The organism is Streptomyces sp. NPDC001903, from assembly GCF_042891345.1.
Classification (GTDB): Bacteria; Actinomycetota; Actinomycetes; order Streptomycetales; family Streptomycetaceae; genus Streptomyces.
This window is the reverse complement of sequence record NZ_JBIASZ010000003.1, coordinates 97,016-120,300: the sequence shown is the minus strand read 5'-3', so window position 1 is coordinate 120,300 and position 23,285 is coordinate 97,016. Positions and strand designations below refer to the sequence as shown.

19 protein-coding genes are annotated in these 23,285 nt (G+C 74.4%); 12 read left to right on the top strand and 7 right to left on the bottom strand.

Annotated elements, in window-relative coordinates; genetic code table 11:
* Positions 1-99: 99 nt before the first annotated feature.
* From ACFYZS_RS07265 to ACFYZS_RS07255, 3 genes are all read right to left on the bottom strand, one after another.
* Positions 100-1,539 (bottom strand): aldehyde dehydrogenase family protein, encoded by a 1,440-nt coding sequence (locus ACFYZS_RS07265; protein WP_389007721.1) that lies wholly within the window; start codon positions 1,537-1,539, stop codon positions 100-102.
* A 164-nt stretch (positions 1,540-1,703) separates the two neighbouring features.
* Complete coding sequence (locus tag ACFYZS_RS07260; protein ID WP_389007719.1) at positions 1,704-2,921, bottom strand: thiolase family protein; 1,218 nt, start codon at positions 2,919-2,921, stop codon at positions 1,704-1,706.
* A 322-nt stretch (positions 2,922-3,243) separates the two neighbouring features.
* On the bottom strand, positions 3,244-4,257 hold the full coding sequence (locus ACFYZS_RS07255) for a LacI family DNA-binding transcriptional regulator (protein ID WP_389007717.1): 1,014 nt from the start codon (positions 4,255-4,257) through the stop codon (positions 3,244-3,246).
* 333 nt (positions 4,258-4,590) lie between these two features.
* Between ACFYZS_RS07255 and ACFYZS_RS07250 the strand changes: the two genes are divergently transcribed.
* The 3 genes from ACFYZS_RS07250 to ACFYZS_RS07240 all read left to right on the top strand — a co-directional run bounded on the left by ACFYZS_RS07250 (position 4,591) and on the right by ACFYZS_RS07240 (position 8,168).
* Entirely contained in the window at positions 4,591-5,868 is a 1,278-nt protein-coding gene (locus tag ACFYZS_RS07250) for an MFS transporter (RefSeq protein WP_389007715.1), read from the top strand.
* Positions 5,869-5,980: 112 nt separating this feature from the next.
* On the top strand, positions 5,981-6,685 hold the full coding sequence (locus ACFYZS_RS07245; RefSeq protein ID WP_389007713.1) for an alpha/beta fold hydrolase: 705 nt from the start codon (positions 5,981-5,983) through the stop codon (positions 6,683-6,685).
* A gap of 58 nt (positions 6,686-6,743) precedes the next feature.
* Positions 6,744-8,168 carry an amidase gene (locus tag ACFYZS_RS07240; RefSeq protein WP_389007711.1) on the top strand — a complete coding sequence of 475 codons (1,425 nt, stop codon included), beginning with the start codon at positions 6,744-6,746 and terminating at the stop codon, positions 8,166-8,168.
* 70 nt (positions 8,169-8,238) lie between these two features.
* On the opposite strand, the gene ACFYZS_RS07235 is transcribed toward ACFYZS_RS07240, so the two are convergent.
* Positions 8,239-10,161 (bottom strand): tetratricopeptide repeat protein, encoded by a 1,923-nt coding sequence (locus ACFYZS_RS07235; protein ID WP_389007709.1) that lies wholly within the window; start codon positions 10,159-10,161, stop codon positions 8,239-8,241.
* 166 nt (positions 10,162-10,327) lie between these two features.
* Positions 10,328-10,966, bottom strand: a complete 639-nt coding sequence (locus ACFYZS_RS07230; protein ID WP_389008794.1) for a DUF5701 family protein — start codon at positions 10,964-10,966, stop codon at positions 10,328-10,330.
* Between the two features lie 284 nt (positions 10,967-11,250).
* On the opposite strand from ACFYZS_RS07230, the gene rox reads away from it, so the two are divergent.
* The 3 genes from rox (at position 11,251) to ACFYZS_RS07215 (ending at position 15,761) form a co-directional block, all read left to right on the top strand.
* Positions 11,251-12,714 carry a rifampin monooxygenase gene (rox, locus tag ACFYZS_RS07225; RefSeq protein ID WP_389007707.1) on the top strand — a complete coding sequence of 488 codons (1,464 nt, stop codon included), beginning with the start codon at positions 11,251-11,253 and terminating at the stop codon, positions 12,712-12,714.
* Between the two features lie 186 nt (positions 12,715-12,900).
* Positions 12,901-14,949, top strand: coding sequence for a calcium-binding protein (locus ACFYZS_RS07220; protein ID WP_389007705.1), 2,049 nt, complete (start codon positions 12,901-12,903; stop codon positions 14,947-14,949).
* Between the two features lie 188 nt (positions 14,950-15,137).
* Entirely contained in the window at positions 15,138-15,761 is a 624-nt protein-coding gene (locus ACFYZS_RS07215; RefSeq protein WP_389007703.1) for a histidine phosphatase family protein, read from the top strand.
* A 34-nt stretch (positions 15,762-15,795) separates the two neighbouring features.
* Here ACFYZS_RS07215 and ACFYZS_RS07210 read toward each other — a convergent pair whose 3' ends face one another.
* A complete protein-coding gene (locus ACFYZS_RS07210) occupies positions 15,796-16,353 on the bottom strand; it encodes a pyridoxamine 5'-phosphate oxidase family protein (protein WP_389007702.1) in 558 nt (185 codons plus the stop codon).
* Positions 16,354-16,523: 170 nt separating this feature from the next.
* Between ACFYZS_RS07210 and ACFYZS_RS07205 the strand changes: the two genes are divergently transcribed.
* Positions 16,524-17,186, top strand: coding sequence for an O-methyltransferase (locus ACFYZS_RS07205; protein ID WP_389007700.1), 663 nt, complete (start codon positions 16,524-16,526; stop codon positions 17,184-17,186).
* 41 nt (positions 17,187-17,227) lie between these two features.
* Entirely contained in the window at positions 17,228-17,692 is a 465-nt protein-coding gene (locus ACFYZS_RS07200) for a type II toxin-antitoxin system PemK/MazF family toxin (RefSeq protein ID WP_389007698.1), read from the top strand.
* An 82-nt stretch (positions 17,693-17,774) separates the two neighbouring features.
* Here ACFYZS_RS07200 and ACFYZS_RS07195 read toward each other — a convergent pair whose 3' ends face one another.
* Entirely contained in the window at positions 17,775-18,635 is an 861-nt protein-coding gene (locus ACFYZS_RS07195; RefSeq protein WP_389007696.1) for a TIGR02452 family protein, read from the bottom strand.
* 135 nt (positions 18,636-18,770) lie between these two features.
* On the opposite strand from ACFYZS_RS07195, the gene egtA reads away from it, so the two are divergent.
* From egtA to egtD, 4 genes are read left to right on the top strand one after another with little or no spacing between them, the layout of a single operon-like run.
* On the top strand, positions 18,771-20,114 hold the full coding sequence (egtA, locus tag ACFYZS_RS07190; protein WP_389007694.1) for an ergothioneine biosynthesis glutamate--cysteine ligase EgtA: 1,344 nt from the start codon (positions 18,771-18,773) through the stop codon (positions 20,112-20,114).
* Positions 20,111-21,460 carry an ergothioneine biosynthesis protein EgtB gene (gene egtB / locus ACFYZS_RS07185; RefSeq protein ID WP_389007692.1) on the top strand — a complete coding sequence of 450 codons (1,350 nt, stop codon included), beginning with the start codon at positions 20,111-20,113 and terminating at the stop codon, positions 21,458-21,460. Before egtA ends, egtB begins: the two co-directional genes overlap by 4 nt.
* Positions 21,460-22,218 (top strand): ergothioneine biosynthesis protein EgtC, encoded by a 759-nt coding sequence (egtC, locus tag ACFYZS_RS07180; RefSeq protein WP_389007690.1) that lies wholly within the window; start codon positions 21,460-21,462, stop codon positions 22,216-22,218. Before egtB ends, egtC begins: the two co-directional genes overlap by 1 nt.
* The gene (gene egtD / locus ACFYZS_RS07175) at positions 22,215-23,273 is read left to right on the top strand and encodes an L-histidine N(alpha)-methyltransferase (protein ID WP_389007688.1); all 1,059 of its coding nucleotides are present in this window, start codon (positions 22,215-22,217) and stop codon (positions 23,271-23,273) included. Before egtC ends, egtD begins: the two co-directional genes overlap by 4 nt.
* The last annotated feature ends 12 nt before the right edge of the window (positions 23,274-23,285 follow it).

Below are 23,285 nucleotides of genomic sequence, written 5' to 3'. Positions count from 1 at the left end.
TATGCACCTTGAACGATCGGCTCGCCCCGCGCATTCCGCCGCGGCGTGCGGGCGTGCGGGCCGCCGCACGGCGTCGGCGGCCCGCACGCGGCTGCCGTCTCAGAAAGGGTGCCCCGCCGGAGCCGAGCGGACCGTCGTCCAGCGCAGCTCCGTGAACGCGTCCAGGTTCGCCTCACCGCCGAACCGGGCACCGGTGCCGGAGGCGCCGACCCCGCCGAAGGGGGCCACGGCCTCGTCGTTCACGGTCTGGTCGTTGACGTGCGCGATGCCGGTCGGGATCCGTTCGGCCAGTTCCATGCCGCGCGCCGCGTCGCGGGTCACGATCCCGAGGGAGAGGCCGTACGGGCCGGCCGAGGCCAGGGCCACCGCCTCCTCCTCCGTCACGAAGGACCGTACGGGCGCCACCGGGCCGAAGACCTCCTCGGCGTAGGCGGGGGTGTCGTCGCCGACGCCCGCCAGCACGGTCGGCCGGTAGCAGAGGCCCTCGTGGGTGCCGCCGGCGACGAGCTTGGCCCCCCGCTCCGCGCTCGCCTCGACCAGGGCGTGCACCCGCTCCAGCTGGCCGCGGTCGATCAGCGGCCCCAGGTGCACCCGCTCGCGGTACGGGTCCCCCACCGCCAGCGCCTCGGCCCGCGCGGCGAGCCGCTCGACGTACTCGTCGTACAGCGAGGCGTGGACGAGGTGCCGGCCGGCCGTCATGCAGATCTGGCCCTGGTGGAAGAAGGAGCCCCAGGAGGCCTGCGCGACGGCGGCCTCGACATCGGCGTCCTTGAGCACGACGAGGGCCGAGTTCCCGCCCAACTCGAGGTGGGCCCGCTTGAGGTGACGGCCGGCCAGCTCGCCGACGAGCCTCCCGGCGGCCGTGGACCCGGTGAACGACACCACCGGGACCAGCGGATCGGCGACCACCGCCGCCCCGGTCTGCGCGCCGCCGGGCAGCACGTGCAGCAGCCCGTCCGGCAGTCCGGCGGCCGCGAAGACCGCGGCGAGCGCGAGGCCGCCGCACACGGCGGTCCGCCGGTCCGGCTTGAGCAGCACCGCGTTGCCGAGGGCGAGGGCCGGGGCGACCGAGCGGATCGACAGGATCAGCGGCGCGTTGAACGGGGCCACCACGCCCACCACCCCGGCCGGGACCCGGCGGGTGAAGGAGAGCCGCGGCGCCTCGCTCGGCAGCACCTGCCCGGCCGGGCGGGAGGCGAGCGCGGCCGCCTCGTAGCACTCCTGGGCGGCGACGTGCAGCTCGAAGTCGGCCTTGCCGGGTATGGAGCCGGACTCCCGCACCAGCCAGTCCCGCAGCTCCTCGGCATGGGCGGCGAACAGGTCCCCGGCGCGGCGCAGGACGGCGGCCCGCTCCATGTGGCCGGCTCGCGCCCATTCCTGCTGGGCCGCCCGGGCCCGCAGGGCGGACTCGGCCACATCGGCGGGCGCGGCCAGGGCGAGGGTGGCCAGGGTGCGGCCGGTGGCGGGTTCGACGACCGGGGCGGCGCCTCCGGTGAGGGTCGGTCCGTCCTGCCAGAGCGTCGGATCGAGGAGCGGCATGGCGCGGGGCCTCCGGTGGGGATGGGCGGGGCGGGGGGCGGCAGCACGCGCCATCGTGCCAGACCGGAGGCACCACATCTGTTCAGTTATTGGGCAGTTGACACGCCGTCGTGTCCGGAAATGATCGACGGCCGCGCCGTGTAAGGGGAGTTCGGAGCGGCGGCTCAGCGCTCCAGGACGAGCGCGATGCCCTGCCCGACCCCGATGCACAGCGTCGCCATGCCCGTACCCGACCCGGCCGCGGCCAGCTGGTGCGCCACCGAACCGGCGAGGCGGGCCCCGGAGGCGCCGAGCGGGTGGCCGATCGCGATGGCGCCGCCGCGCGGGTTGAGCACGGCCGGGTCCAGCTCCGGCCAAGCCGCGACGCAGCCCAGCGCCTGGGCCGCGAAAGCCTCGTTGAGCTCCAGCGTCGTCAGATCGGCCAGGCTCCGGCCCGCCTTGGCGAGCGCGCGCTGCACCGCGTCGACCGGGCCCAGGCCGAAGAGCTGCGGCTCGATGCCGGTGACCGCGGAGGCGCTGATCCGGGCGAGCGGCTCCCGGCCGGTGGCGGCCAGCCCCTCCTCGTCGGTCAGCAGCAGCGCCGCGGCGCCGTCGTTGAGCGGGGAGGCGTTCGCGGCCGTGACCGTACCCGTGCCGTCCGTACGGAAGGCGGGCTTCAGACGGGCCAGCGACTCGGGCGTGGAGCCCTCCCGGATGCATTCGTCGCGTACGAGGTCCACACCCGGGTACGCCACGACCTCGTCGCCGTACTGCCCGGCGGCCCAGGCGGCCGCGGCCTTGCGGTGGCTCTCCAGGGCGAAGAGGTCCTGGGCCTCGCGGGTGATCCCGTGCTTCTCCGCGATGAGCTCGGCGCCCTCGCCGAGCGAGCCCGTCCACTCCGCCGGCATGCGCGGGTTGGTCATCCGCCAGCCGAGGGTGGTGGACCACATCTGCTGGTGGCCGGCCGGGAAGGACCGCTCGGGCTTCTGCACCACCCAGGGGGCGCGGCTCATCGACTCCACCCCGCCCGCGATGGCGACGGAGGCGTCGCCCAGCGCGATGGCCCGGGCGGCCTGGATCACCGCTTCGAGGCCCGAACCGCAGAGCCGGTTGACCGTGACCCCGGGGACGGACACCGGGAGCCCGGCGAGCAGGACGGCCATCCGGGCCACGTCCCGGTTGTCCTCGCCCGCGCCGTTGGCGTCGCCGAAGACCACGTCGTCGATGCGGGCGGGGTCGAGGTCGGGCGTACGGTCCACCAGCGCGCGGACGACGTGCGCGGCGAGGTCGTCGGGGCGGACCCCGGCGTAGGCTCCGCCGAACTTGCCGATCGGGGTGCGGACGGCGTCGACGACGTAGACGTCGCGGACGCTGCGTCCGTCGCGGGCGGTGCGGATGCTCATGGGGGCTCTCCTGGGCGGATCCGTACGGGCGGCGCCGGGGTGGTGCCGGGGTCGGCACCCGGTGCGGTGCCGGGCACGCCCGGTGGGGCGCGCCCGCAGTCTCCGTCCGCAGGTCACCGGCTGTCAACGGCCCGCTTCCGGCCGGGGACCGGCCGCCCCGCAGCGGCTGCCGCGGGCGGCCGCCGGGAGCCGGCCGCCAGGGGTCGGTCGCCTTCCGCCCGTCGGCTCGGGCAGGCCGGCGCGCACCCGCCGTCACGGCCCCGCCGTCACAGCCCCGCCGTCAGGGGCCCGCAGTCACGGCCCCGCCCTCACGCGCCCGCGCTCAGCTCGACTCCCGCCGGATGGCCACGGCGGAGATCAGGTCGTGCCGCTGCGTGATCTCGCCCGGCTCGCGCACCGCCCGGTCCACCAGCTCGGCCAGGTGGTCCCCGGTCGGCAGCTCGATCTGCACCGTGCTCAGCCGGGGCCGCAGCAGCCGGCCGATGAGCAGGTCGTCGGCGCCGATGACCGCGACGTCCTCCGGGACCCGCAGCCCCTCGTCCAGCAGGGCGCGCATCAGCAGCATCGCGTACTCGTCGTTGTACGCGAACACCGCGTCCAGGCCGAGGGTGCGCCAGCGGGCGGCCAGCGCGGCCGCCGACTCCTCCGAGTAGGCCATCGGCAGCGGTTCGATCCCGGCGCCCGCGACCGAGCGGGCGCCCTCCAGCCGGGGGGTGGAGAAGAGCTCCATCCCCTCCTCCTGCGGTACGACCACGCCGATCCGCCGGTGGCCCCGCTCGACGAGGTGGGCGGCGGCCCGGGCGCCGACCTCGCTCTGGTCCATGACCAGGGCGTGGGCCCCGGGGACCCCGACCGGGCCCATGGTTATCACCGCGCGGGCGCCCGCGCGCTTCAGCGTGGCCACGTTGTGCGCGGACAGGGTGATCTCGCCGAGCGAGATCACCGCGACCGGCCGCAGCTCGGCCCAGGCGCGCGCCGCCTCGTCACCGCTGAGGCCGAGGCTGCCGTACTGGACCACGGTGTAGTCGAGGCGGCGCAGCGACCACTGGAGGTCGTTGAGGAAGGCGCTGTAGAGCGGTCCGATCGGCACGTGCGAGGTCGGCAGCAGCACGATGCGGGTGTGCCCGGCGCGCAGGCTGCGGGCGGCGGCGTGCGGGACGTACCCGAGCTCCTCGGCGGCCCTGCGGACCTTGCGGCGCGTCGGCTCGCTGATCCGTACGGCTTCCGCGTTGTTGAGGACGTAGCTGACGGTCGCGCGCGACACGCCGGCGAGACGGGCCACGTCGGCGCTGGTCGGCACCGGGGCCGGCTTCGGCGGTTTCGATGACTGTGACATTGCCGTGGCATCTTTCCAGACCGATTGCACCCGGGGGCTAGCGGATGGCCGGAAACGAATGCTACACAGTGGTTACACGATTCATTGACACGTGTAACCCGGGCGTCACATCCCACTCCCCGGGCCGCGCTGCACGTGTCCGACCGTGTCCCGTCGTGCCGCCGTCCTGCCGTGTTCCGACGCACCCCCGCCGTCACGGAAGGGCGGCGCGCACCCTCCCCGCACCTCGCCCCCGCACGCCTTCCCCACACCTCCCGACACCCCCTCCCGTACCCCTCGGCTCAGCAGCACCACCACCCTCATCCGCACGAAGAACCCGCCCAGGAGGGCACCGTGGCCCTTTCCTCCTCCGGCACCGGCACCACCGGAGCCACCCCCGACGACCCGTCCCGCGCACCGGCCGCCACCGGCGCCCCGCGCGCTCCCGGACGCGGCCTGTTCCCCCTGCTGCTCCTCGGGAACAGCGCGATGTACGCGCTCTACATCGGCGTCGGCGGCGTCCTGCTCGCCCTCCAGGTCGAGGACATCGACCCGGCGGACAAGGTCGCCAACTTCGGCCTGATCGCAGGGGTCTCGGCGATCTTCGCCACGGTCTTCAACCCGGTCGCCGGCGCCCTGTCCGACCGCAGCGGCCGGCGCAATCCCTGGATCCTGGGCGGCGGGATCGCCGCCGTACCGGCGATGTTCCTGCTCGGCGGCGCCGACACGATCCTGCTGATCACGATCGCCTGGTGCCTCGGCCAGGCCGTCATGAACGTCTACCAGGCCGCCATCACCTCCGTGGTCCCCGACCGGGTCCCGGTGTCCGCCCGCGGCAAGGCCTCCGCGGCCGTCGGGCTCGGCCTGCCCTTCGGCTCCACCCTCGGCGCGCTGGTCGGCGCCGCGTTCTCGGAGGACTACCGCACCGGATACCTGGTCTTCGGCGCGATGGTGGCCGTCGCCGCGGTCCTGTTCACCGCCTGCACCCGCGAGGAGCGGCTCCCTGCGCGCGCGCCGCTGCCGGTCAGGGAGCAGCTGGCCGCGTTCACCGGCGCCCTGCGCGATCACGACTTCCGGTGGGCCTTCATCGGCCGGGCGCTGCTCGTGCTCGGGTACTTCGCGGTCAGCGGGTACCAGCTGTACATCCTCCAGGACCACACCGTGCTGCCCGCCGGCATGGAGCCGGAGGAGGCGGTGGCGGTGCTGATGCCGCTGACCAGCGTCGCGATGGTCGTCTCGACGGTCCTCGGCGGGTACCTCTCCGACCGGCTCGACCGCCGCAAGCTCTTCGTCGGCGCCTCCGCCCTGCTGTCGGCCGTCGCGCTCGTGATCCCGGCCGTGTCGGACAGCTGGACGGCGATGCTGGCCTTCGCGGCCGTCAACGGGCTCGCTTTCGGCTCGTACATGGCCGTGGACACGGCACTCGTGACGATGGTGCTCCCGAAGGCGGAGGACGCGGCCCGCGACATGGGCGTGCTCAACATCGCGAACGCGGGGCCGCAGATCATCGCGCCGTTCATCGCCTCGGTGATCGTCTCGCTGAGCGGCGGCTACACCGCGCTGTTCATCGCCGCGGCGGCCCTGGCCGTGGCGGGCGCGCTGGCCGTGAAGCCGATCCGCAGCGTGCGCTGAACCACCGGGCACCGCCCAGGACTTCCGCGAGCCTCCGAGTCCCCGAGATTCCAAGCCCTCCGATATCTCCGAGAACTTCGAGACCTTCGAGACCTTCGAGAAAGGCATCACCGTGCAGTTGCACACCCACACCTGGGGCGAGGGCGACCGCGTCGCGCTCCTGATCCACGGCATGATGGCCGACCACCGGACCTGGCGCCGGGTGGGTCCCGCGCTCGCCGGGCGCGGCTACCGCGCCATCGCCGTGGACCTGCGGGGTCACGGCGTCAGCGGTCGGGGAGAGTACACCCCGGAGCTGTTCGCGCAGGACGTGGTCGAGACCCTGCCGGCCGGCGCCGACCTCGCGATCGGCCACTCGCTGGGCGGGCTGACCCTCTCGCTGGCCGTGGACCGGCTGAAGCCGAAGCGGGCGGTGTACTCCGATCCGGCCTGGCACCTGGCCGGCCCGGCCGACGGGATGGGCCCGGAGGTGTTCGCGCAGTTCAAGTCCGCGTCCAAGGAGCGGATCCGGGCGATGAACCCGCGCTGGGACGAGGCGGACGTCGACGTCGAGCTGGAGACCCTGGCCCTGTGGGACGAGGGGACGGCGCTCGGTCTGGCCCCGCTGCTCGGCACGGACCTGCTGCCGGCGGCGCCGGTGGTCCCCTCGCTCGTCCAGCTCGCGGACCCGAGCTTCCTCATCTCCCCGGAGCGGGCCGCACTGCTGGAGGAGCGCGGCTTCGAGGTGCGGTCCGTGGCCGGCGCCGGACACACCATCCACCGGGACGACTTCGACGGGTTCATGGCCTCGCTGGAGGGTTGGGTCCAACCGCTCTAGCCGCCCTCGGGCCCTCCCCGTTACCTTCGGACCTACCGAGCGGTAACGGGGAGGTCCGATGTCGGTGACGTCGTCAGGTACGAAGGCTTCGCAGGTGTCCTGCGGGCTGGTGGAAACGGCGCGGGCGCTGGCCGAAGGAGCCGTTTCCGCGCGCCGGTTGACGGAGGAGGCGCTGGAGCGGACGGCCGCCGCGCAGCCCTTGCTCAACGCCTTCCGGATCGTGCGCACCGAGGCCGCGCTCGCCGAGGCGGAGGCGGCCGACCGGCGCCTGGCCGCCGGTGAGCGGCTCCCGCTGCTGGGTGTGCCGGTCGCCGTCAAGGACGACATGGACGTGGCCGGGGAGCCGACCGCGTTCGGCTGCGCCGGACGGTTCCCGCCGAAGACCGCCGACAGCGAGGCCGTACGCAGGCTGCGCGCGGCCGGCGCGATCGTCATCGGCAAGACCCAGACGCCGGAGCTGGGGCAGTGGCCGTTCACCGAGGGGCCGGCCTTCGGCGAGACCCGCAATCCGTGGAACCCGGCCTACACGCCCGGTGGTTCCTCCGGCGGCTCGGCGGCCGCCGTGGCCGCGGGGCTGGTCCCGGCGGCGCTCGGCTCCGACGGGGCGGGTTCCGTACGGATCCCCGCGGCCTGGACCCATCTGGTGGGCGTCAAGCCGCAGCGCGGGCGCATCTCCACCTGGCCGGAGCCGGAATCGTTCCACGGGCTGACCGTCAACGGCGTACTGGCCCGCAGCGTCGCCGACGCGGCGCTCCTGCTCGACGCGGCGAGCGGCCCGCACGCCGGGGACCGGCACCGCCCGGCTCCCGTCTCGGCGGTCGAGGCGGCCGGCCGCACCCCGAGACGGCTGCGCATCGCCCTGTCCTTCGGGATGGCCTTCACGGCGACGCCGAAGTCCCTTGACCCGGAGGTCCGTTCGGCGGTGGAGCGGCTGGCCGGGCGCCTGGAGTCGCTGGGCCACGAGGTGGTCCCGGAGGACCCGCGCTACGGGCGGATAGGCCTGGCCTTCGTCCCCCGCGCGACCGGTGGCGTACGGGACTGGGCGTCCCGGGTGCCGGAACCCGGGCTGCTGGATCCGCGCACCCACGAGGCGATGCGCACGGGCCGTGTCCTGGGCGGCCTGCCGCTGCGGGCGTCCCGCAGGGCGGAAGCCCTGCTGCGGCGGCGGGTCGGGGAGATCTTCGGCCGTTTCGACGTGGTCCTGACCCCGACGACGGCCGCTCCCCCGCTGCGGATCGGGGCCTTGGCGGGCCTCGGCGCGATGGCCACGGACCGGGCGATGATCGCGGCCTGCCCGTACGCCTGGACGTGGAACGTCCTCGGCTGGCCGGGGGTGAACATCCCCGCGGGCTTCACCACCGGGGGCCTCCCCCTGGGGGCCCAGCTCCTGGGCCCGGCCGATTCGGAACCCCTGCTCCTCTCCCTGGCCGCGCAGGCGGAGGCGGCGGAAGGGTGGAGCGCCCACTGGCCGGCGGGGGGCTGAGCGGGACCGGTCGCCCAGCCTGACCCGGAGCCCTGCGCACCGCTCCGGGGCCCGCCGTCGGGCCCCCGGCTCAGCGGGTGCGGCCGAAGAGCCGGTTCAGGAGGGACCGGGGCTTCGCGTCCCGCGCCGGCGGCGCACCCGCCCCCGATCGCCGCGCCTCCAGTTCGGCCGTGATGCCGGCGCGGCGTTCCTCGTCGTCGTCCGGGGTCCGGGCGTCGAACTCCACTGCCGCCGAGAGCATCGTCTGCGCCACCTCGAGGAAGGTCTCCTCCAGCCAGGGGCAGGCGAGCACGAGGCGGCACAGCGAGGCCAGGCTCGTGGCGTCGCGCTCCCGCCAGGCCTTGCCGACCGCCATCATGCGCTCGACGAGCCGTATCCCGATGTCCTCGCGGGCGGCCGGGTCCGCCCAGGCCGTGGCGAGGAGGGCGAAGCCGGCGGCTTCGTTGGTCCAGTCCTCGGGCCCGAAGAGCAGGTCGAGGAGCAGGGCCCTGCGGCGGGACTCCTCCCACGGCTCGTCCGCGCGGTGGTGCGCCAACCCCAGGCAGGCGAAGGTCTGTACGGCGCGCACCCACACCTCGGGCTGTCGGCCCAGCAGGTACGCCCCCTGCTCGTCCTCCCGGGGAAGCGGCGGGTGTACGCATACGGCGAGCAGGTCCTCGGGGTCCAGGCCGGAGAGCCGCACGGCGTGGTCGTACGCGGCGACCGGCGCCGGCCAGGCCGGCACGGCGACGTCGCGTACGAGTTCCGCCGCCTCGGCGGAGGGCTGGTCGAGGGCGGGCCGGGCGTCGAGCCCTTCCGGGCCCTCGAACCGCCACAGGGGCGTGGCGGGCCGGTACTGCGGAACCCGGGGATCGGGCTCGGCCACCCCCTGGTAGTCGATCTTCGAGTTCGGGAAGCCCATGCGCACCGCGAGCCGTGTGCTGGGGGCCTCCAGGGCGGAGCCGAGCAGCTCGATCTCGTGGTCGCGGGCGGCCTCGGGGTCGGCGAGCATCCGGTGCAGCACGTTGACGCTCGCCTCGGACGCGGGGTGCACGTGTCCGAGCCACGGCGCGTCCCCGCACAGCTCGGCCAGGAGGGCGGCGGCGTAGCCGTGTTCGGGGTGGGAGCGCAGATGGTCGGAGAGGCCCAGCAGGTGCTCCGTACCGCCGTCGACGGCGTGGCGCAGGGCGAAGGACGCGGGCAGGGCCTTGGGGTGGTGCGGTTCCACGGCGAGGCCGCGGTCGAGCCAGGCGAGGCCCTCGGCGGGGCGCCCGACGGTGCGGTGGAGCTCGGCCACGTCCACGTACAGGTCCACGTCGGAGGGGTCGCGGGCGATCTCCGCCTCCCAGACGGCCAAGGCCTCGTCCGGGCGTCCGGCGGCGCGCAGTGCGCCGCCGAGGACGACGGCCTGCCAGTGGCCGGGGTCGAGGTCGCGGGCGTGTTCGGCCCATGCGACGGCCTCGGCGGTGTCCTCGAAGCGGCGGGCCAGTGTGGAGCCCATGGTGTGCAGCAGCGAGTGCTCCGGGTGGGTGCGCACGCAGGCGCGGACCAGGGCGTAGAAGGGCCCGACGCCTTCTCGGAGGCGAGGCGGCAGCGGATCGGGCAGGCTGCCCACGAGTACGGCGATGGCCTGTGTGACGGCGTCGGGCGGCACCCGGCCGGGCAGGGCGGGATCGGCCAGCCATGCGACGTCGGCCCAGGGGCGCTCGGGGTCCGCGCCGATGACGGAGGCGAGCGCCGGGAGGGCGGAGTCCCATTGGCCGGCGGCGGCGTGGAGCTGTGCGACGCAGGCGACCGTGCCGATGTGGGGCTCGTCCAGGGAGAACAGCTCCAACGCGGCGGCGTGGCCGCCGGCGGCCACGGCCAGCTCGGCGAGGGCCTCGTACGCGTCGGGGAGTTGGGGGGCGGCGGTCAGCGCGCTGCCGAGGTGCGCCGCCGCGTGCCGCAGGTCGCCGCCGTCCATGGCGAGCCGCGCCACCGCGACCTCGCCCTCGGCTTCGAGCCGCTCGTCCATGTACGTGTCTCCCCCGTCTGGTAGTCGCCCCGACGGTAGCCAACGCCGCGGCGGAGCCCTCCACGGGGTCGGCCGACCCGGCGCGCGAGCCGTCCGGGCACGGCTTCGGGGCCGGGGCGGGCGGCCGGTGCGGCGGAGCACCGCGAGCGCCCCGCCGCACCGGGGTTCACCGGGTGCGGCCCGCCGCGGAGGCGAAGCCGAGCCAGGTGTGGCGGTTGCCCCACCAGCACCAGCCGACCTTCGGGGCGTCGCGCCGCTCGCGGCCGTCGCGTCCCGTGCCGTTGCTGATCCAGATCGCCGGGGTACGGGCGTCCAGGGTGCCGTTCGGCTTGCGCAGCCGGGAGCCGATGGTCATGAAGCAGCGGTTGCGCTCCAGAACCGCCGGCTGCTGGAGCACCCAGTGCACGCCCTCGCTGAGCAGCAGCGGAGTGCGCTCCTGCCGCGTGAGGGCCGGCAGTGCCTCCTCCGGGCTCCAGTTGGCCATGTGGTCGCCGCGGTCGAGGCCGGTGACGACGTAGAGCGGGGCGTCGGGCAGCTCGATGACGTCGAGCGGGGCGAAGCCGTCGACATCGGACATGTCCGTGACGACGAAGCCGGGCTTGCCGTCGCGGCGCAGCAGCGGCGCCAGCGCGGAGGCGGGGACGCGGTCGGGATGGACGGCGAGCAGGCCGCCGCTCTCCCCCGCGGAGGCGAACGCGCGCAGCTCATCGGCGGGGATCCCCGCGAGCTCGTGCACCCCGAGCTCCATCAGGCGCTCGGCCTGGGCGGCGAGCGGCGGCAGGGCGGGCGGCGGCAGAGCGGGCACGGAGGGGCTGGGCGAGGTTTCGGGAACGGGCACGGCACTCCTGCGGTTCGCGGTTCAGAGCAGCGGACCCCGGAGCAACGAGACGGCTCGACGGAAGGTTCCCGGCAGGACACAAGGAAAGGCAAGGAAGTCACGCACTCCTTGCCACTCTCAACATATAGCGCACTGGGGGGCTTGCGGCAAGGCCCCCGTCATCCCGCACAATCGTCGGCCGAGGCCACAACCTGCCGAAATAAGCGATTCGCGCAGTACATGTGCCGTTGTCGACGTACCTGGGGGTTTTCATGATGGACGTGATCGTGGTCGGCGGCGGGCCGACCGGCCTGATGCTGGCCGGCGAACTGCGGCTGCACGGCGTGCGGGTGCTCGTGCTGGACAAGGAGGCGGAGCCGACCCGCGAGTCCCGCGCCCAGGGGCTGCACGCACGCAGCATCGAGGTGATGGACCAGCGCGGCCTGCTGGAGCGGTTCCTGCCGCTCGGCCGGCAGTTCACGGTCGGCGGCTTCTTCGCCGGACTGGGCACCTCCTGGCCGGAGCGGCTGGACACGTCGCACTCGTACGTCCTGCACATCCCGCAGGAGATCACCGAGCGGCTGCTGGCCGAGCACGCCGCCGAGGTCGGCGTCGAGATCCGGCGCGGCTGCGAGCTGGTCGGCCTGAGCCAGGACGACGACGGCGTGGACGTCGAGCTGGCCGACGGCACACGGCTGCGCGCCCGCTACGTCGTCGGCTGCGACGGGGGCCGCAGTACGGTGCGCAAACTGCTGGGCGTCGACTTCCCCGGCGAGCCCTCCAGGGTCGAGACGCTGCTGGGCATGATGGAGCTGACCGAAGCTCCGGAGACGATCGCCGCCGTGGGGGCCGAAGTCCGCAAGACGCAGATGCGGTTCGGCGCCATGCCCCTGGGGGACGGGGTCTACCGCGTCATCGCGCCCGCCGAGGGCGTGGCCGAGGACCGTGCCACGCCGCCGACGCTCGACGAGTTCAAGCAGCAGCTGCGCGCCTTCGCCGGCACCGACTTCGGGGCGCATTCGCCGCGCTGGCTGTCCCGCTTCGGAGACGCGACCCGGCTGGCCGAGCGCTACCGGGTCGACCGTGTGCTGCTGGCTGGCGACGCGGCGCACATCCACCCGCCGACCGGCGGGCAGGGGCTCAACCTCGGCATCCAGGACGCGTTCAACCTCGGCTGGAAGCTGGCCGGCGAGATCGCCGGCTGGGCACCGGAAGGACTGCTGGACAGCTACCACGCGGAACGCCACCCGGTGGCAGCCGCCGTACTGGACAACACCCGGGCGCAGATGCAGCTGATGTCGAGCGAGCCGGGTCCGCAGGCGGTGCGCCGGCTGCTGGCGGAACTGATGGCCTTCGAGGAGGTGAACCGCCACCTGATCGAGAAGATCACCGCGATCTCCGTCCGCTACGACTTCGGCGAGGGCGAAGCGGGCGATGCGCACGAGGCGGGCCGGGGAGGCTACGAGCTGCTCGGCCGGCGGATGCGGGACCTGGCGCTGAAGGGCGGCCGCCTCTACGAGCTGATGCACGGCGGCCGCGGCCTGCTGCTCGACCAGACCGGCCGGCTCTCGGTGGCGGGCTGGGCGGACCGGGTCGACCACGTCGTCGACGTCAGCGAGGAACTGGACGTGCCCGCGGTGCTGCTGCGGCCGGACGGCCACGTGGCGTGGGCCGGTGACGACCAGCGGGATCTGCTCGGCCACCTGCCCAAGTGGTTCGGCGCCGCCGCGGGCTGAGCACGCGGCCCGGGACGGGGCCGCACCCGGCCGACCCCGTGATCACCCCCGCGCGCTCCCCCGCCGGGGTGGTTCCCGGGGCCGGGCGGGGTAGGGGTGCGGCACGGCTCGCGGGGCGCGGGCGGGCTTCCGTACGAAGCTGTGCGCTGCTCCCTGCACCCCGCGAGCCCGGAGGTCCGTACGCCCATGACCCACACACACCTGAGACGGCCGCGGCGGCGCCGCCGCGGGCCCGGCGGGGCGACCGGCGTATTGGCCGCCGCGCTCGGCCTGGCGCTCGTACTGGCGCTGCCCGGCTCCGCGCTGGCCGCTCCCGGCGATCCGGATCCGTCCTTCGGGCCCGACGGCCGGGTGGTCACCCAGTTCCCCGGATACGCGGAAGGCCACGACATCGCGCGGCAGGCCGACGGCAAGCTGGTCGTGGTGGGGCTGAGCGAGGGCGGCTTCGCGCTCGCCCGGTACAACACCGACGGCAGCCTCGACTCCGGCTTCGCCGGAGACGGCACGGTGACCAGCGCCTTCGGCGGCGGCGCGCATACGGCCAACGCGGTGGCGGTCCAGCCCTCGGACGGGAAGATCGTCGTGGCGGGCACCACCGAGGTGATCGCGGAGGAGGGCGGCGGCTGCTGCTTCTTCTCCGTGGCCCGCTACAACACGGACGGCAGCCTGGACGCGGCCTTCGGCGACGGCGGCCTCGTACGGGTCGAGGAGTTCGGCGGATCGGCGGACGGCGCGGACGTGGCGGTGCAGTCCGACGGCAAGATCATCGCCGCGGGCAAGGGCGGCGGCGGGGGCTTCGCCCTCGTACGCCTCGACACCGCCGGGAACCTGGACCCGAGCCTCGGCGGCGACGGCGCGGTCGTCGCCGGCTTCACCCCCGCCTCGCCCCAGGACGCCGGCGGCATCGCCCGCCGCATGGCCCTCCAGCCGGACGGCAAGATCGTCTCGGTCGGGTACGTGGGCAACACGAACTTCGACATCGGCGTGGCCCGCTACCTGCCGAACGGCAGTCTCGACCCCACGTTCAGCGGTGACGGCATGGTGACCGCGAACTTCGGCGGCACCGAGTTCGGCAACGCCGTGGCGGTGCAGCCGGACGGCAAGATCGTCGCCGCGGGCTCCGGCGGTGTCGGCGTCGCCCTGCTGCGCTACAACGCCGACGGCAGCCCCGACGGCGGCTTCGGCACCGGTGGGCGCACCTCGGTCCACTTCCCGGGCGACGGCGGCGGCGCGAACGCGATGGCGCTCCAGCCGAACGGCAAGATCGTCATCGCGGGGCAGGCCGACGACCCGAACAGCCAGGAGGCCAACGACTTCGGCCTGGCCCGCTTCAACACCAACGGCACGGTGGACACCGGCTTCGGCGGGGACGGGTTCGTGGTCACGGGCTTCCTCGACTGGGACGAGGCCCGCGGGGTGCTGGTACAGCCGGACGGCAAGATCGTCGCCGCGGGCTTCGGGGCGGGCTTCGCCTTCGCCCTGGCCCGCTACCAGGGCGGCGACGGCACGCCCCCGCCCCCGCCGCCGAGCGCGAACCTGTCGGTGACGCAGACCGGTACGGCCACGGTGAGCATCGGCGACCGCGCCTCGTACACGGTGACGGTCTCCAACTCCGCGGCCTCCACCGCCACCGCGACCGGCGTCACGCTGTCGGACACGCTCTCCGGCGCCGGCGTGGGCCTCACATCGGCCGCCGCCTCGCAGGGCACGTGCACCACCACGGCGACGGGCGCCAGCTGCGCCCTCGGCTCCCTGGCCCCGGGCGCGAGCGCGACGGTCACGGTGACGGGCGAGCCACGGGCCACCGGCACCGTCACGAACACGGCCTCGGCGAGCGCGGCGCAGCCGGATCCCGTGACCTCCGACAACACGGCGACGGCGACGACCTCGGCGAACAACGCCCGCGGCTGCACCCTCATCGGCACCACCGGCGCCGACACGCTGACCGGCGGCTACTCCACCGACGTGATCTGCGGCCTCGGCGGCAACGACACCATCCGCGCGAGCTACGGGAACGACACCGTCTACGGCGGCTACGGCAACGACAACCTCGACGGCGGCTTCGGCGACGACACCGTGAACGGCGGCCCGGGCAACGACACCCTGACCGGTGACTACGGCAACGACCGCCTGACGACGACGGACGCCGTCTCCGGCAACGACAGCGCCAACGGCGGCCCCGGCACCGACACCTGCACCACCGACCCGGGCGACACGCGCATCAGCTGCCCCTGACCCCCGCCCCCTTACCGGAGAGCCGTCGCCACGAGACCCGGCGACGGCTCTCCCCCGTCCTCCCCCGCCCTCCGCCGTCCTCCCCGTCCCCCCCGTCCGCCCCCGCTCTTCCCCGTGAAACCGCACGACCGAACTCGGCGTCCCTCCCCACGTCTGCAAGATCACAAACGCTGACGGAGGACTCGCCCATGACGGGAACAGCAGCCCGCTACCTCTACCTCGCCCGGCACGGTGAGGCTTCGGCCGACGAGAGCGAGCTCACGGAGAACGGGCGCCGGCAAGCCGCCCTCCTGGGCGAACGCCTCGCGCACAGCCCGCTGTCCGCCGTCCACCACGGCCCGCTTCCCCGAGCGGCCCAGACCGCACGGCTGGTCCACGACCACCTCGACGGAGTCCCCCTGGAGGAATCGGAGCTGGCCGGGGACTACATCCCGTACGTGCCGCGCAGGGAGGAACTGCCGGCGGTCTCGGCCGACGCCACGCTGGCCCACCTGTCGCGGTTCCCGGCCGAGGAGCGCGAGGGCGGTCCGGAACTGGCCCGGGCGGCTCTGGCCCGTTTCGCACGGCCCGTCGACGGCGACGAGCCCCGCCACGAGCTGATCATCACCCACAACTTCCTCATCGGGTGGCTCGTCCGGGCCGCGCTCGACGCTCCGAAGTGGCGCTGGATCGGCCTCAACCAGGCCAACGCCGCGCTGACCGTCATCCGGTACCCACCCGACCGGCCGGCCTCCGTGCTCTTCTCCAACGACATGGCGCACCTTCCCGAAGAGCTGCGCTGGACCGGCTTTCCGCCCGAGCTCCGGGCCTGAGGGCGCCCGGTCGCGACGCGGCCGGGCGTACCGCTCAGAAGGCCCAGCGGGTGTGGGTGTAGACCCCCTCGTCGCGGCCGAAGCCGTAGGCGGTGGCCGGGGCCACCGCGAAGACCACCGCGCCGCCCTTGCGGAACGCGTCCCCGATGCCGTGGAAAGTGCCCTCGGGGGAGGTGATGTGGGCGCCGTACTTCGTCTCGTACGCCGTGATCACCTCCTCCAGCAGCGCCGGATCGGTGACCTGTTCGGCCGCGCCCTCGACCACGAGGTCGAGGCCTTCGGTGAGGGAGTTGCCCCCGGTGGTCAGCGCGCAGTGGCCGTCGTGGGCGAGGTTCTTGGCCTTCTGCTCGCCCGGCCCGGTCGAGAAGTACAGCGCCCCGTCGTGCCAGGCGGCGATCACGGGAGTGACGTGGAGTCGGCCGTCGGACCGCACCGTGGACACCCAGAAGATCTCGGCGGCGTCCAACTGCCGCCGGGCCTCGGCCCAGTCGGTGGCGGTCACGTCGGCCGCCCCCGGGCGGGGGTTGAGGGCGGAGCTGTAACGGGTGTCGAGTTCGGTCGTGGGCTGCTTCGCGGGTCCCTGTGCCGGCATGGCGGACCTCCCTTCCTGTCCCCGTAACGACCGGCCACCCGCACGGAAACCGCCACCGGGCCCGCTTTCGCCCGTATGTCCGCACCGCCTCACAGTCTGTTGAAAGATCCGCGCTTCATGTAAGTTTTCTTTAGGAACTCACAAGCTCGCGCAGGGGATCGGGAGTGCTCATGGGGCAGCAGACGTGGACCGCCGTCGAGGACTACTTCGACGGACTGCTCGTCGAGGAGGACGAGGCGCTGGTCGCCGCCAACGCGGATGCCGGGGCCGCCGGGCTGCCCGCGCACCAGGTGGCTCCGAACCAGGGGAAGCTGCTGCACCTCCTCGCCCGGATCCGCGGTGCGCGCACCATCCTGGAGATCGGCACCCTGGGCGGTTACAGCACCATCTGGCTCGCCCGGGCCCTGCCGGCCGGCGGGCGGCTGGTCACGCTGGAGGTCGACCCGCGGTGCGCCGATGTCGCCGCCGCGAACGTCGCCCGGGCCGGGCTGGCGGACGTCGTCGACATCCGGCGCGGCCGGGCCCTCGACCTCCTGCCCGGGCTCACGGATCTCGCCCCGTTCGACCTCGTCTTCATCGACGCGGACAAGCCGTCCAACCCGGACTACCTGAAGTGGGCCCTCGAACTGACCCGGCCCGGCAGCGTCATCATCGGCGACAACGTCGTCCGCGACGGCGCCGTGGCCGACCCCGACAGCACCGACCCCCGCGTCCAGGGCGTCCGCCGGTTCACCGAACTCATCGCCGAGCACCCGAGGTTGACCGCGACCGCCCTCCAGACCGTCGGCAGCAAGGGCTACGACGGCCTCGTCATGGCCCTCGTCACCGGCTGACCCGCACCACGGCGGCGGCCCGAACCACTAGCCTCTGCCGCATGACGGCACTTTCCCACCACAGCTCCGACCCCATCGAGCAGCCCGGCCGCGGCGGGGCCACGGCCACCACCGAGGCCGACCCGCATGCCATCGGGCCGGTGCGCACCGAGTACGCACCCGACAAGGACGGCGATCCGGACCCCGGCGAGATCGTGTGGACCTGGGTCCCGTACGAGGAGAACGACGGCCGCGGCAAGGACCGGCCGGTGCTGGTCGTGGCCCGGGAGGCGGGCGGGCGGACGCTGCTCGCCGTACAGCTGTCCAGCAAGCGGCACGACAACGACCGGGAGTGGGTGCCGATCGGGACCGGGCCTTGGGACGGCGCCGGGCGGGAGTCCTGGGTGGACGTGGACCGGGTGCTGCGGGTGCACGAGGAGGGCATGCGCCGCGAGGCGTGCGCCCTGGACCGGGGTCGGTTCCAGCTGGTCGTGAACCGGCTCCGCGAGCGCTACGGCTGGCGGTAGGGCGTGTCCGCAAAGTCCCGCCTGCCCCGCGGCGCCCCCTAGCCGCTCGCGCACGTCGCGTAGGGGCCCCCGGCGCGGGCCCCTACGCCGCGGAGCCCGGGAGGCCCCCGAAGCCGGCGAAAGCCCGTTCGAACGTCTCCCGCGGGCCCGGATCGCGGTCCAGCACCGCGAAGACCACCCGCTCGAAGACCCCCGCGAAGCGCCCGGCCAGCAGGGCCCGGAAGGCCTCCGCGACCTCCGCCGGGTCGTTGCGGAACACCCCGCACCCCCACGCCCCCAGCACCAGCCGCGGGTACCCGTGCAGCGCCGCCGTCTCCAGGACGCGCTCCGCGCGCCGCGCCAGGGCAGCCGGGATCTCGCCGGCGCGCTCCGGCTCCTGGCGGCGGATGGTGCCCGCGTTCGGAGCCGGCGAGGTCAGGAATCCGGCCCGGAAGGGGGTGTCCAGCAGCTCGCCCCGGTCGTCGCGGAAGACGGGCACCCCGGGCGAGTGAATCACCCGGTCGGTGTAGAACGTGCTGCGTCCCGCGCGGTGCACCTCGTAGTACTCCGGGGCCTCCAGCAGGGTCTCGTACAGGGCCGAGGCGCGGCACAGCGCCTCCTCCTGGGCCTTGGCCCCGCGGACGTACCCGCCCCCGGGATTTCGGGCCGAGGCGAAGTTCAGGACGGCCACCGAGGCCCCCGACACCGGCCCCGGGCCGTCCGCGGCGAGCCTGCGGGCCGCGACCGTGCTGCTCTCCCCCGTGACCTCGACGGCCGTCCCACCCCGCTCGACGGGCAGTCTTTCGTCTGGAATGACCTGGTTTGGCCCATATATCCTGGTTCCGGCCCTGGACTCCGCCAGGGCGGCGGCGAGGGAGACCTGCCGCCCCGACCGCGTCCGGTACCCGCCGGCCGCCACGATGGTCGCGTTCTCCCGCGCGATCTCGCGCAATCTGCTGCTCACGCCACCATCATCGGCAGCAGGAACCACCCGCGGCCAGAGATTTTCCGCGCGGTGGCCGGCGCCCCCCCTTTTCGGGCCGACAAGGACGGGTAGGTAGGCATGGTCAGGTCACACCCGTGGACAGGAGACCCTGCCATGCCACAGGACTCGTACGCACCACCAGACCCACAGGCCCGTCAGGACGGCTCACCCGCACTCAGTGAAACCGCGGCCGAGGACCTGGTCCACGGCATCTGTTTCAAGACGGGCCCGCCCCGCACCCTCGGCGCCGAGCTCGAATGGCTCGTACTGGACGCCGAGCGGCCCGGCCGGATAGTGCCGCCCGACCGGCTGACCGCCGCGCACGACGCGGCCCGCGCCCTGCCCCTGCACTCCCGGCTCACCAGCGAGCCCGGCGGCCAGCTGGAGCTCAGCTCCGCGCCCGCCCCCTCCCTCTCCGGCTGCGTGGACGGCCTGCAGGCCGATCTCACCGCCGTGCGGGCCGCGCTGCGGTCCCAGGGCCTCGTCCTGCACGGCACCGGCCGCGATCCCCGCCGGCCGCTGCGCCGCATGCTGTACAGCCCGCGCTACGACGCGATGGAGAGCTACTTCGACCGAACCGGCCCGGCCGGACGCGCCATGATGCGCGCCTCCGCCTCCGTACAGGTCTGCGTGGACGCCGGGTACGAGGAACCGGGCCCCCTCGGCCACGGCCGGCGCTGGCGGCTCGCGCACCTGCTGGGCGCCGTGTTCGTGGCGGCGTTCGCCAACTCCCCCGCGCACGAGGGACCGTACGCCGGCTGGCGGTGCTCCCGGCAGGGGATCTGGCACGACATCGACGCCCGGCGCTCGCTGGCCCCGCCGCCGGACGCCGAACCGCGCAGCGGCTGGACCCGGCACGCGCTGGACACCGAGGTGATGTGCGTACGGTCGGCCGGCGACGGGCCGTGGCCGGTCCCGTACGGCATGACCTTCCGCGACTGGGTCCGCGCCGGCGCGGCCACCGACGGCGGCAGCGGCGCCGCCCCGGGCCCGGAGGGCCTGCGGCCGCCCACCGCCGAGGACCTGGAATACCACCTGACCACGCTGTTCCCGCCGGTGCGCCCGCGCGGGCACCTGGAGTTCCGGATGATCGACGCCCAGCCCGGCGACGACGGCTGGCTGGTTCCGGTGGCCGTCGTGCACGCGCTCTTCGACGACCCGGAGGCCGCCGAGAGCGCATACCGGGCGGCGAAGGCACTGGCCGACACCCACGGGCCGCGGCCCGCGCCGCGCAATCCCCTGTGGCGCTCCGCCGCCCGGCACGGCCTTGCCGATCCGGAGCTGCGCACGGCCGCGGCCGCCTGCTTCCGGGCCGCCGCCGAGGCGCTGCCGCGGCTCGGCGCGAGCCGGCACGTCCAGGACGTGGTCGGCGCCTTCACCGAACGCTTCACCCTGCGCGGCCGATGTCCGGCCGATGACGGATACCTGCAGCTCACCGGGACGGGGGCCCGCTCATGACCGCATCGCCTTCAGCCGACTCCACCCACCGGACACCCGCCGGCCGCGCCGACCGCTCCGATCTGCGCGAGCGAGCCTTCACCGCCCTGACCGCGGCCCGCGCCCGTACGGCCCTGCTCACCGATGCCGTGAGCGACCGCGACCTCGTCGCCCAGCACTCTCCGCTGATGTCCCCGCTGGTCTGGGACCTGGCCCACATCGGGAACCAGGAGGAGCTGTGGCTGCTGCGCAACGTCGCCGGCCACGACTCCCTCCACCCCGAGATCGACCCGCTCTACGACGCGTTCCGGCATCCCCGCGCCGACCGGCCGAAGCTGCCCCTGCTGGGGCCGGTGGAGGCCCGCCGCTACACGGCCGAGGTGCGCGGCCGGGTCTTCGACCTGCTGGAGCGCACCGCGCTGGAGGGCTCGGCGCTGCTGGACGACGGCTTCGCCTTCGGGATGATCGCCCAGCACGAACAGCAGCACGACGAGACCATGCTGATCACCCATCAACTGCGCCACGGCGAGCCGGTGCTCACGGCCCCCGACCCGGAGCCCCCGCAGGGCCCGCCGCCCGCGGCCGCCGAAGTGCCGGTCCCCGGCGGTCCGTTCACCATGGGCACCTCGGCCGAGCCGTGGTCGCTGGACAACGAGCGGCCCGCGCACACCCGGGACACCGCGGCGTTCTGGATCGACACGGTGCCGGTGACGAACTCCGCGTACCAGGCGTTCATCGCGGACGGCGGCTACCGGGACGAGCGCTGGTGGGCCCCGGAGGGCTGGGACCAGATCCACCGGCACGGGATCGAGGCGCCGCTGTTCTGGCACCGCGAGGCCGGCCAGTGGCTGCGCCGCCGCTTCGGCGTGACCGAGCCGGTGCCCGCCGACGAGCCCGTACTGCACGTCAGCTGGTACGAGGCGGACGCGTACGCCCGCTGGGCGGGGCGCCGGCTGCCCACGGAGGCGGAGTGGGAGAAGGCCGCCCGGCACGACCCGGCCACCGGCCGCTCCACCCGCTACCCCTGGGGCGACGAGGACCCGACCCCGGCCCGCGCCAACCTCGGCCAGCGCCATCTGCGTCCGGCGCCGGCCGGCAGCTACCCGGCCGGGGCGTCCCCGCTCGGGGTGCGCCAGCTGATCGGCGACGTGTGGGAGTGGACCTCCTCCGACTTCCTGCCGTACCCGGGGTTCCGGGCCTTCCCGTACCGCGAGTACTCGGAGGTGTTCTTCGGCCCGGAGCACAAGGTGCTGCGCGGCGGCTCGTTCGCCGTGGACCCGGTGGCCTGCCGGGGCACCTTCCGCAACTGGGACCTGCCGGTGCGCCGGCAGATCTTCTCCGGCTTCCGGACCGCGAGGGACGCCTGATGTGCCGCCACATCGCCTTCGTGGGGCCCGAGATACCCCTGGCCCGGCTGCTGACCGAGCCCGAGCACTCCCTCGTACGGCAGTCCTGGGAGCCGCGCCGGCAGCGCCACGGCACGGTCAACGCCGACGGCTTCGGCGTCGGCTGGTACGCCGAGGGCGACCCGGCCCCCGCGCGCTACCGGCGGGCCGGGCCCGTCTGGGGGGACCCCAACTTCGCCGACCTGGCCCGGGTCGTCCGTACGCGGGCCGCGCTGGCCGCCGTACGGGACGCCACCGTGTTCGGGGCGGACGGGGAGGCCGCGGCCGCGCCGTTCGCGGCCGGGCCGTGGCTGTTCAGCCACAACGGCGCGGTACGGGACTGGCCGGACGCGGCGGCGCCGCTCGCGGCGGCCCTGCCGCCCGCGGAGCTGCTCTCCCTGGCCGCGAGCACCGACTCGGCGCTGGTGTGGGCGCTGGTGCTGCACCGGCTGCAGCGGGGGGACGACCTCGGCTCGGCGCTCGCCGAGCCGGTGCGGGAGCTCGCGGCGGCCGCGCCCGGCTCCCGGCTCAACCTGCTGCTGACCGACGGCGCCTCCATCGCGGCGACGGCCTGGGGCGATTCGCTCTGGTACCTGGCCGACGCGGCGGCCGGGCGCACGGTGGTGGCGTCGGAGCCGTACGACGACGACTCCCGCTGGTGCGAAGTACCCGACCGGACCCTGCTGACCGCCCGTGGCACACGGGTCGACCTGATACCGCTGAAGGAGATCTCCCAGTGAGCGACTTCCAGTTGACCCGCACCCTCGACGAGCACTCCGCCGACACCGCGCTGCGCGCGGACGTGCTGCACGGGCTGACGGTGTCCCCCAAGGTGCTGCCGCCCAAGTGGTTCTACGACGCGCGGGGCAGTGAACTCTTTGAGGAGATCACCCGGTTGCCCGAGTACTACCCGACGCGCGCCGAGCGGGAGATCCTGCTGGCGCGGGCCGGGGAGATCGCCTCGGCGAGCGGGGCGCGCACGCTGGTGGAGCTGGGTTCCGGCTCCTCGGAGAAGACCCGGCACCTGATCGAGGCGATGCCCGCACTGGACACGTACATCCCGGTGGACGTGAGCGGGAGCGCCCTGGAGGGGGCGGCGCGGACGCTGCTGGCGGAGCACCCGGGGCTGCGGGTGCACGCGCTGGTGGCCGACTTCACGAAGCCGTTGCGGCTGCCGGACGCGCCCGGGCCCCGGCTGGTGGTGTTCCTCGGCGGCACGGTCGGCAATCTGCTGCCGCCGGAGCGCGCCGTGTTCCTGGCCTCCGTACGGGCGATGCTGTCGCCCGGGGACGCCCTGCTGATGGGGACGGACCTGGTGAAGGACGAGGCCGTGCTGGTGGCCGCGTACGACGACGCGCAGGGGGTGACGGCCGAGTTCGACAAGAACGTACTGGCCGTGGTCAACCGGGAGCTGGGAGCGGACTTCCGCACCGAGGACTTCGAGCACGTGGCGGTGTGGAACCGGGAGCAGGAGTGGATCGAGATGCGGCTGCGGGCCCGGTCCGAGCTGGTGGTGAAGGTCCGGGCACTGGATCTGGTGGTGCCGTTCGCGGCGGGCGAGGAGATCCTGACGGAGGTCTCCGCGAAGTTCCGCCAGGAGGGCGTGCGCAAGGAACTCGCGGAAGCCGGGCTGGAGATGACTCAGTGGTGGACGGACACGGAGGGCCGCTTCGCGCTGTCCCTGTCGGTGGCCGACGGTGAGGTCGGCTGGGCCGGCACGCCCGCGAGCAGGGAGGAAGCGGGTACTGAGGTGACGGGCACGACGGGCACGGATTCGGCGGCGACGGCCGCCTGAGCCGCGGCCGCG

What these genes read in the sequence shown, in the direction of transcription:
- ACFYZS_RS07240 (WP_389007711.1), top strand. Translation starts at nt 6,744, where the DNA reads ATGTCGGTGACGTCGTCAGGTACGAAGGCTTCGCAGGTGTCCTGCGGG.
- rox (WP_389007707.1), top strand. Translation starts at nt 11,251, where the DNA reads ATGATGGACGTGATCGTGGTCGGCGGCGGGCCGACCGGCCTGATGCTG.
- ACFYZS_RS07220 (WP_389007705.1), top strand. Translation starts at nt 12,901, where the DNA reads ATGACCCACACACACCTGAGACGGCCGCGGCGGCGCCGCCGCGGGCCC.
- ACFYZS_RS07205 (WP_389007700.1), top strand. Translation starts at nt 16,524, where the DNA reads ATGGGGCAGCAGACGTGGACCGCCGTCGAGGACTACTTCGACGGACTG.
- egtC (WP_389007690.1), top strand. Translation starts at nt 21,460, where the DNA reads ATGTGCCGCCACATCGCCTTCGTGGGGCCCGAGATACCCCTGGCCCGG.
- ACFYZS_RS07260 (WP_389007719.1), bottom strand. Translation starts at nt 2,921, where the DNA reads ATGAGCATCCGCACCGCCCGCGACGGACGCAGCGTCCGCGACGTCTAC.
- ACFYZS_RS07200 (WP_389007698.1), top strand. Translation starts at nt 17,228, where the DNA reads ATGACGGCACTTTCCCACCACAGCTCCGACCCCATCGAGCAGCCCGGC.
- ACFYZS_RS07215 (WP_389007703.1), top strand. Translation starts at nt 15,138, where the DNA reads ATGACGGGAACAGCAGCCCGCTACCTCTACCTCGCCCGGCACGGTGAG.
- ACFYZS_RS07255 (WP_389007717.1), bottom strand. Translation starts at nt 4,257, where the DNA reads ATGTCACAGTCATCGAAACCGCCGAAGCCGGCCCCGGTGCCGACCAGC.
- egtA (WP_389007694.1), top strand. Translation starts at nt 18,771, where the DNA reads ATGCCACAGGACTCGTACGCACCACCAGACCCACAGGCCCGTCAGGAC.
- ACFYZS_RS07265 (WP_389007721.1), bottom strand. Translation starts at nt 1,539, where the DNA reads ATGCCGCTCCTCGATCCGACGCTCTGGCAGGACGGACCGACCCTCACC.
- egtB (WP_389007692.1), top strand. Translation starts at nt 20,111, where the DNA reads ATGACCGCATCGCCTTCAGCCGACTCCACCCACCGGACACCCGCCGGC.
- ACFYZS_RS07235 (WP_389007709.1), bottom strand. Translation starts at nt 10,161, where the DNA reads ATGGACGAGCGGCTCGAAGCCGAGGGCGAGGTCGCGGTGGCGCGGCTC.
- ACFYZS_RS07210 (WP_389007702.1), bottom strand. Translation starts at nt 16,353, where the DNA reads ATGCCGGCACAGGGACCCGCGAAGCAGCCCACGACCGAACTCGACACC.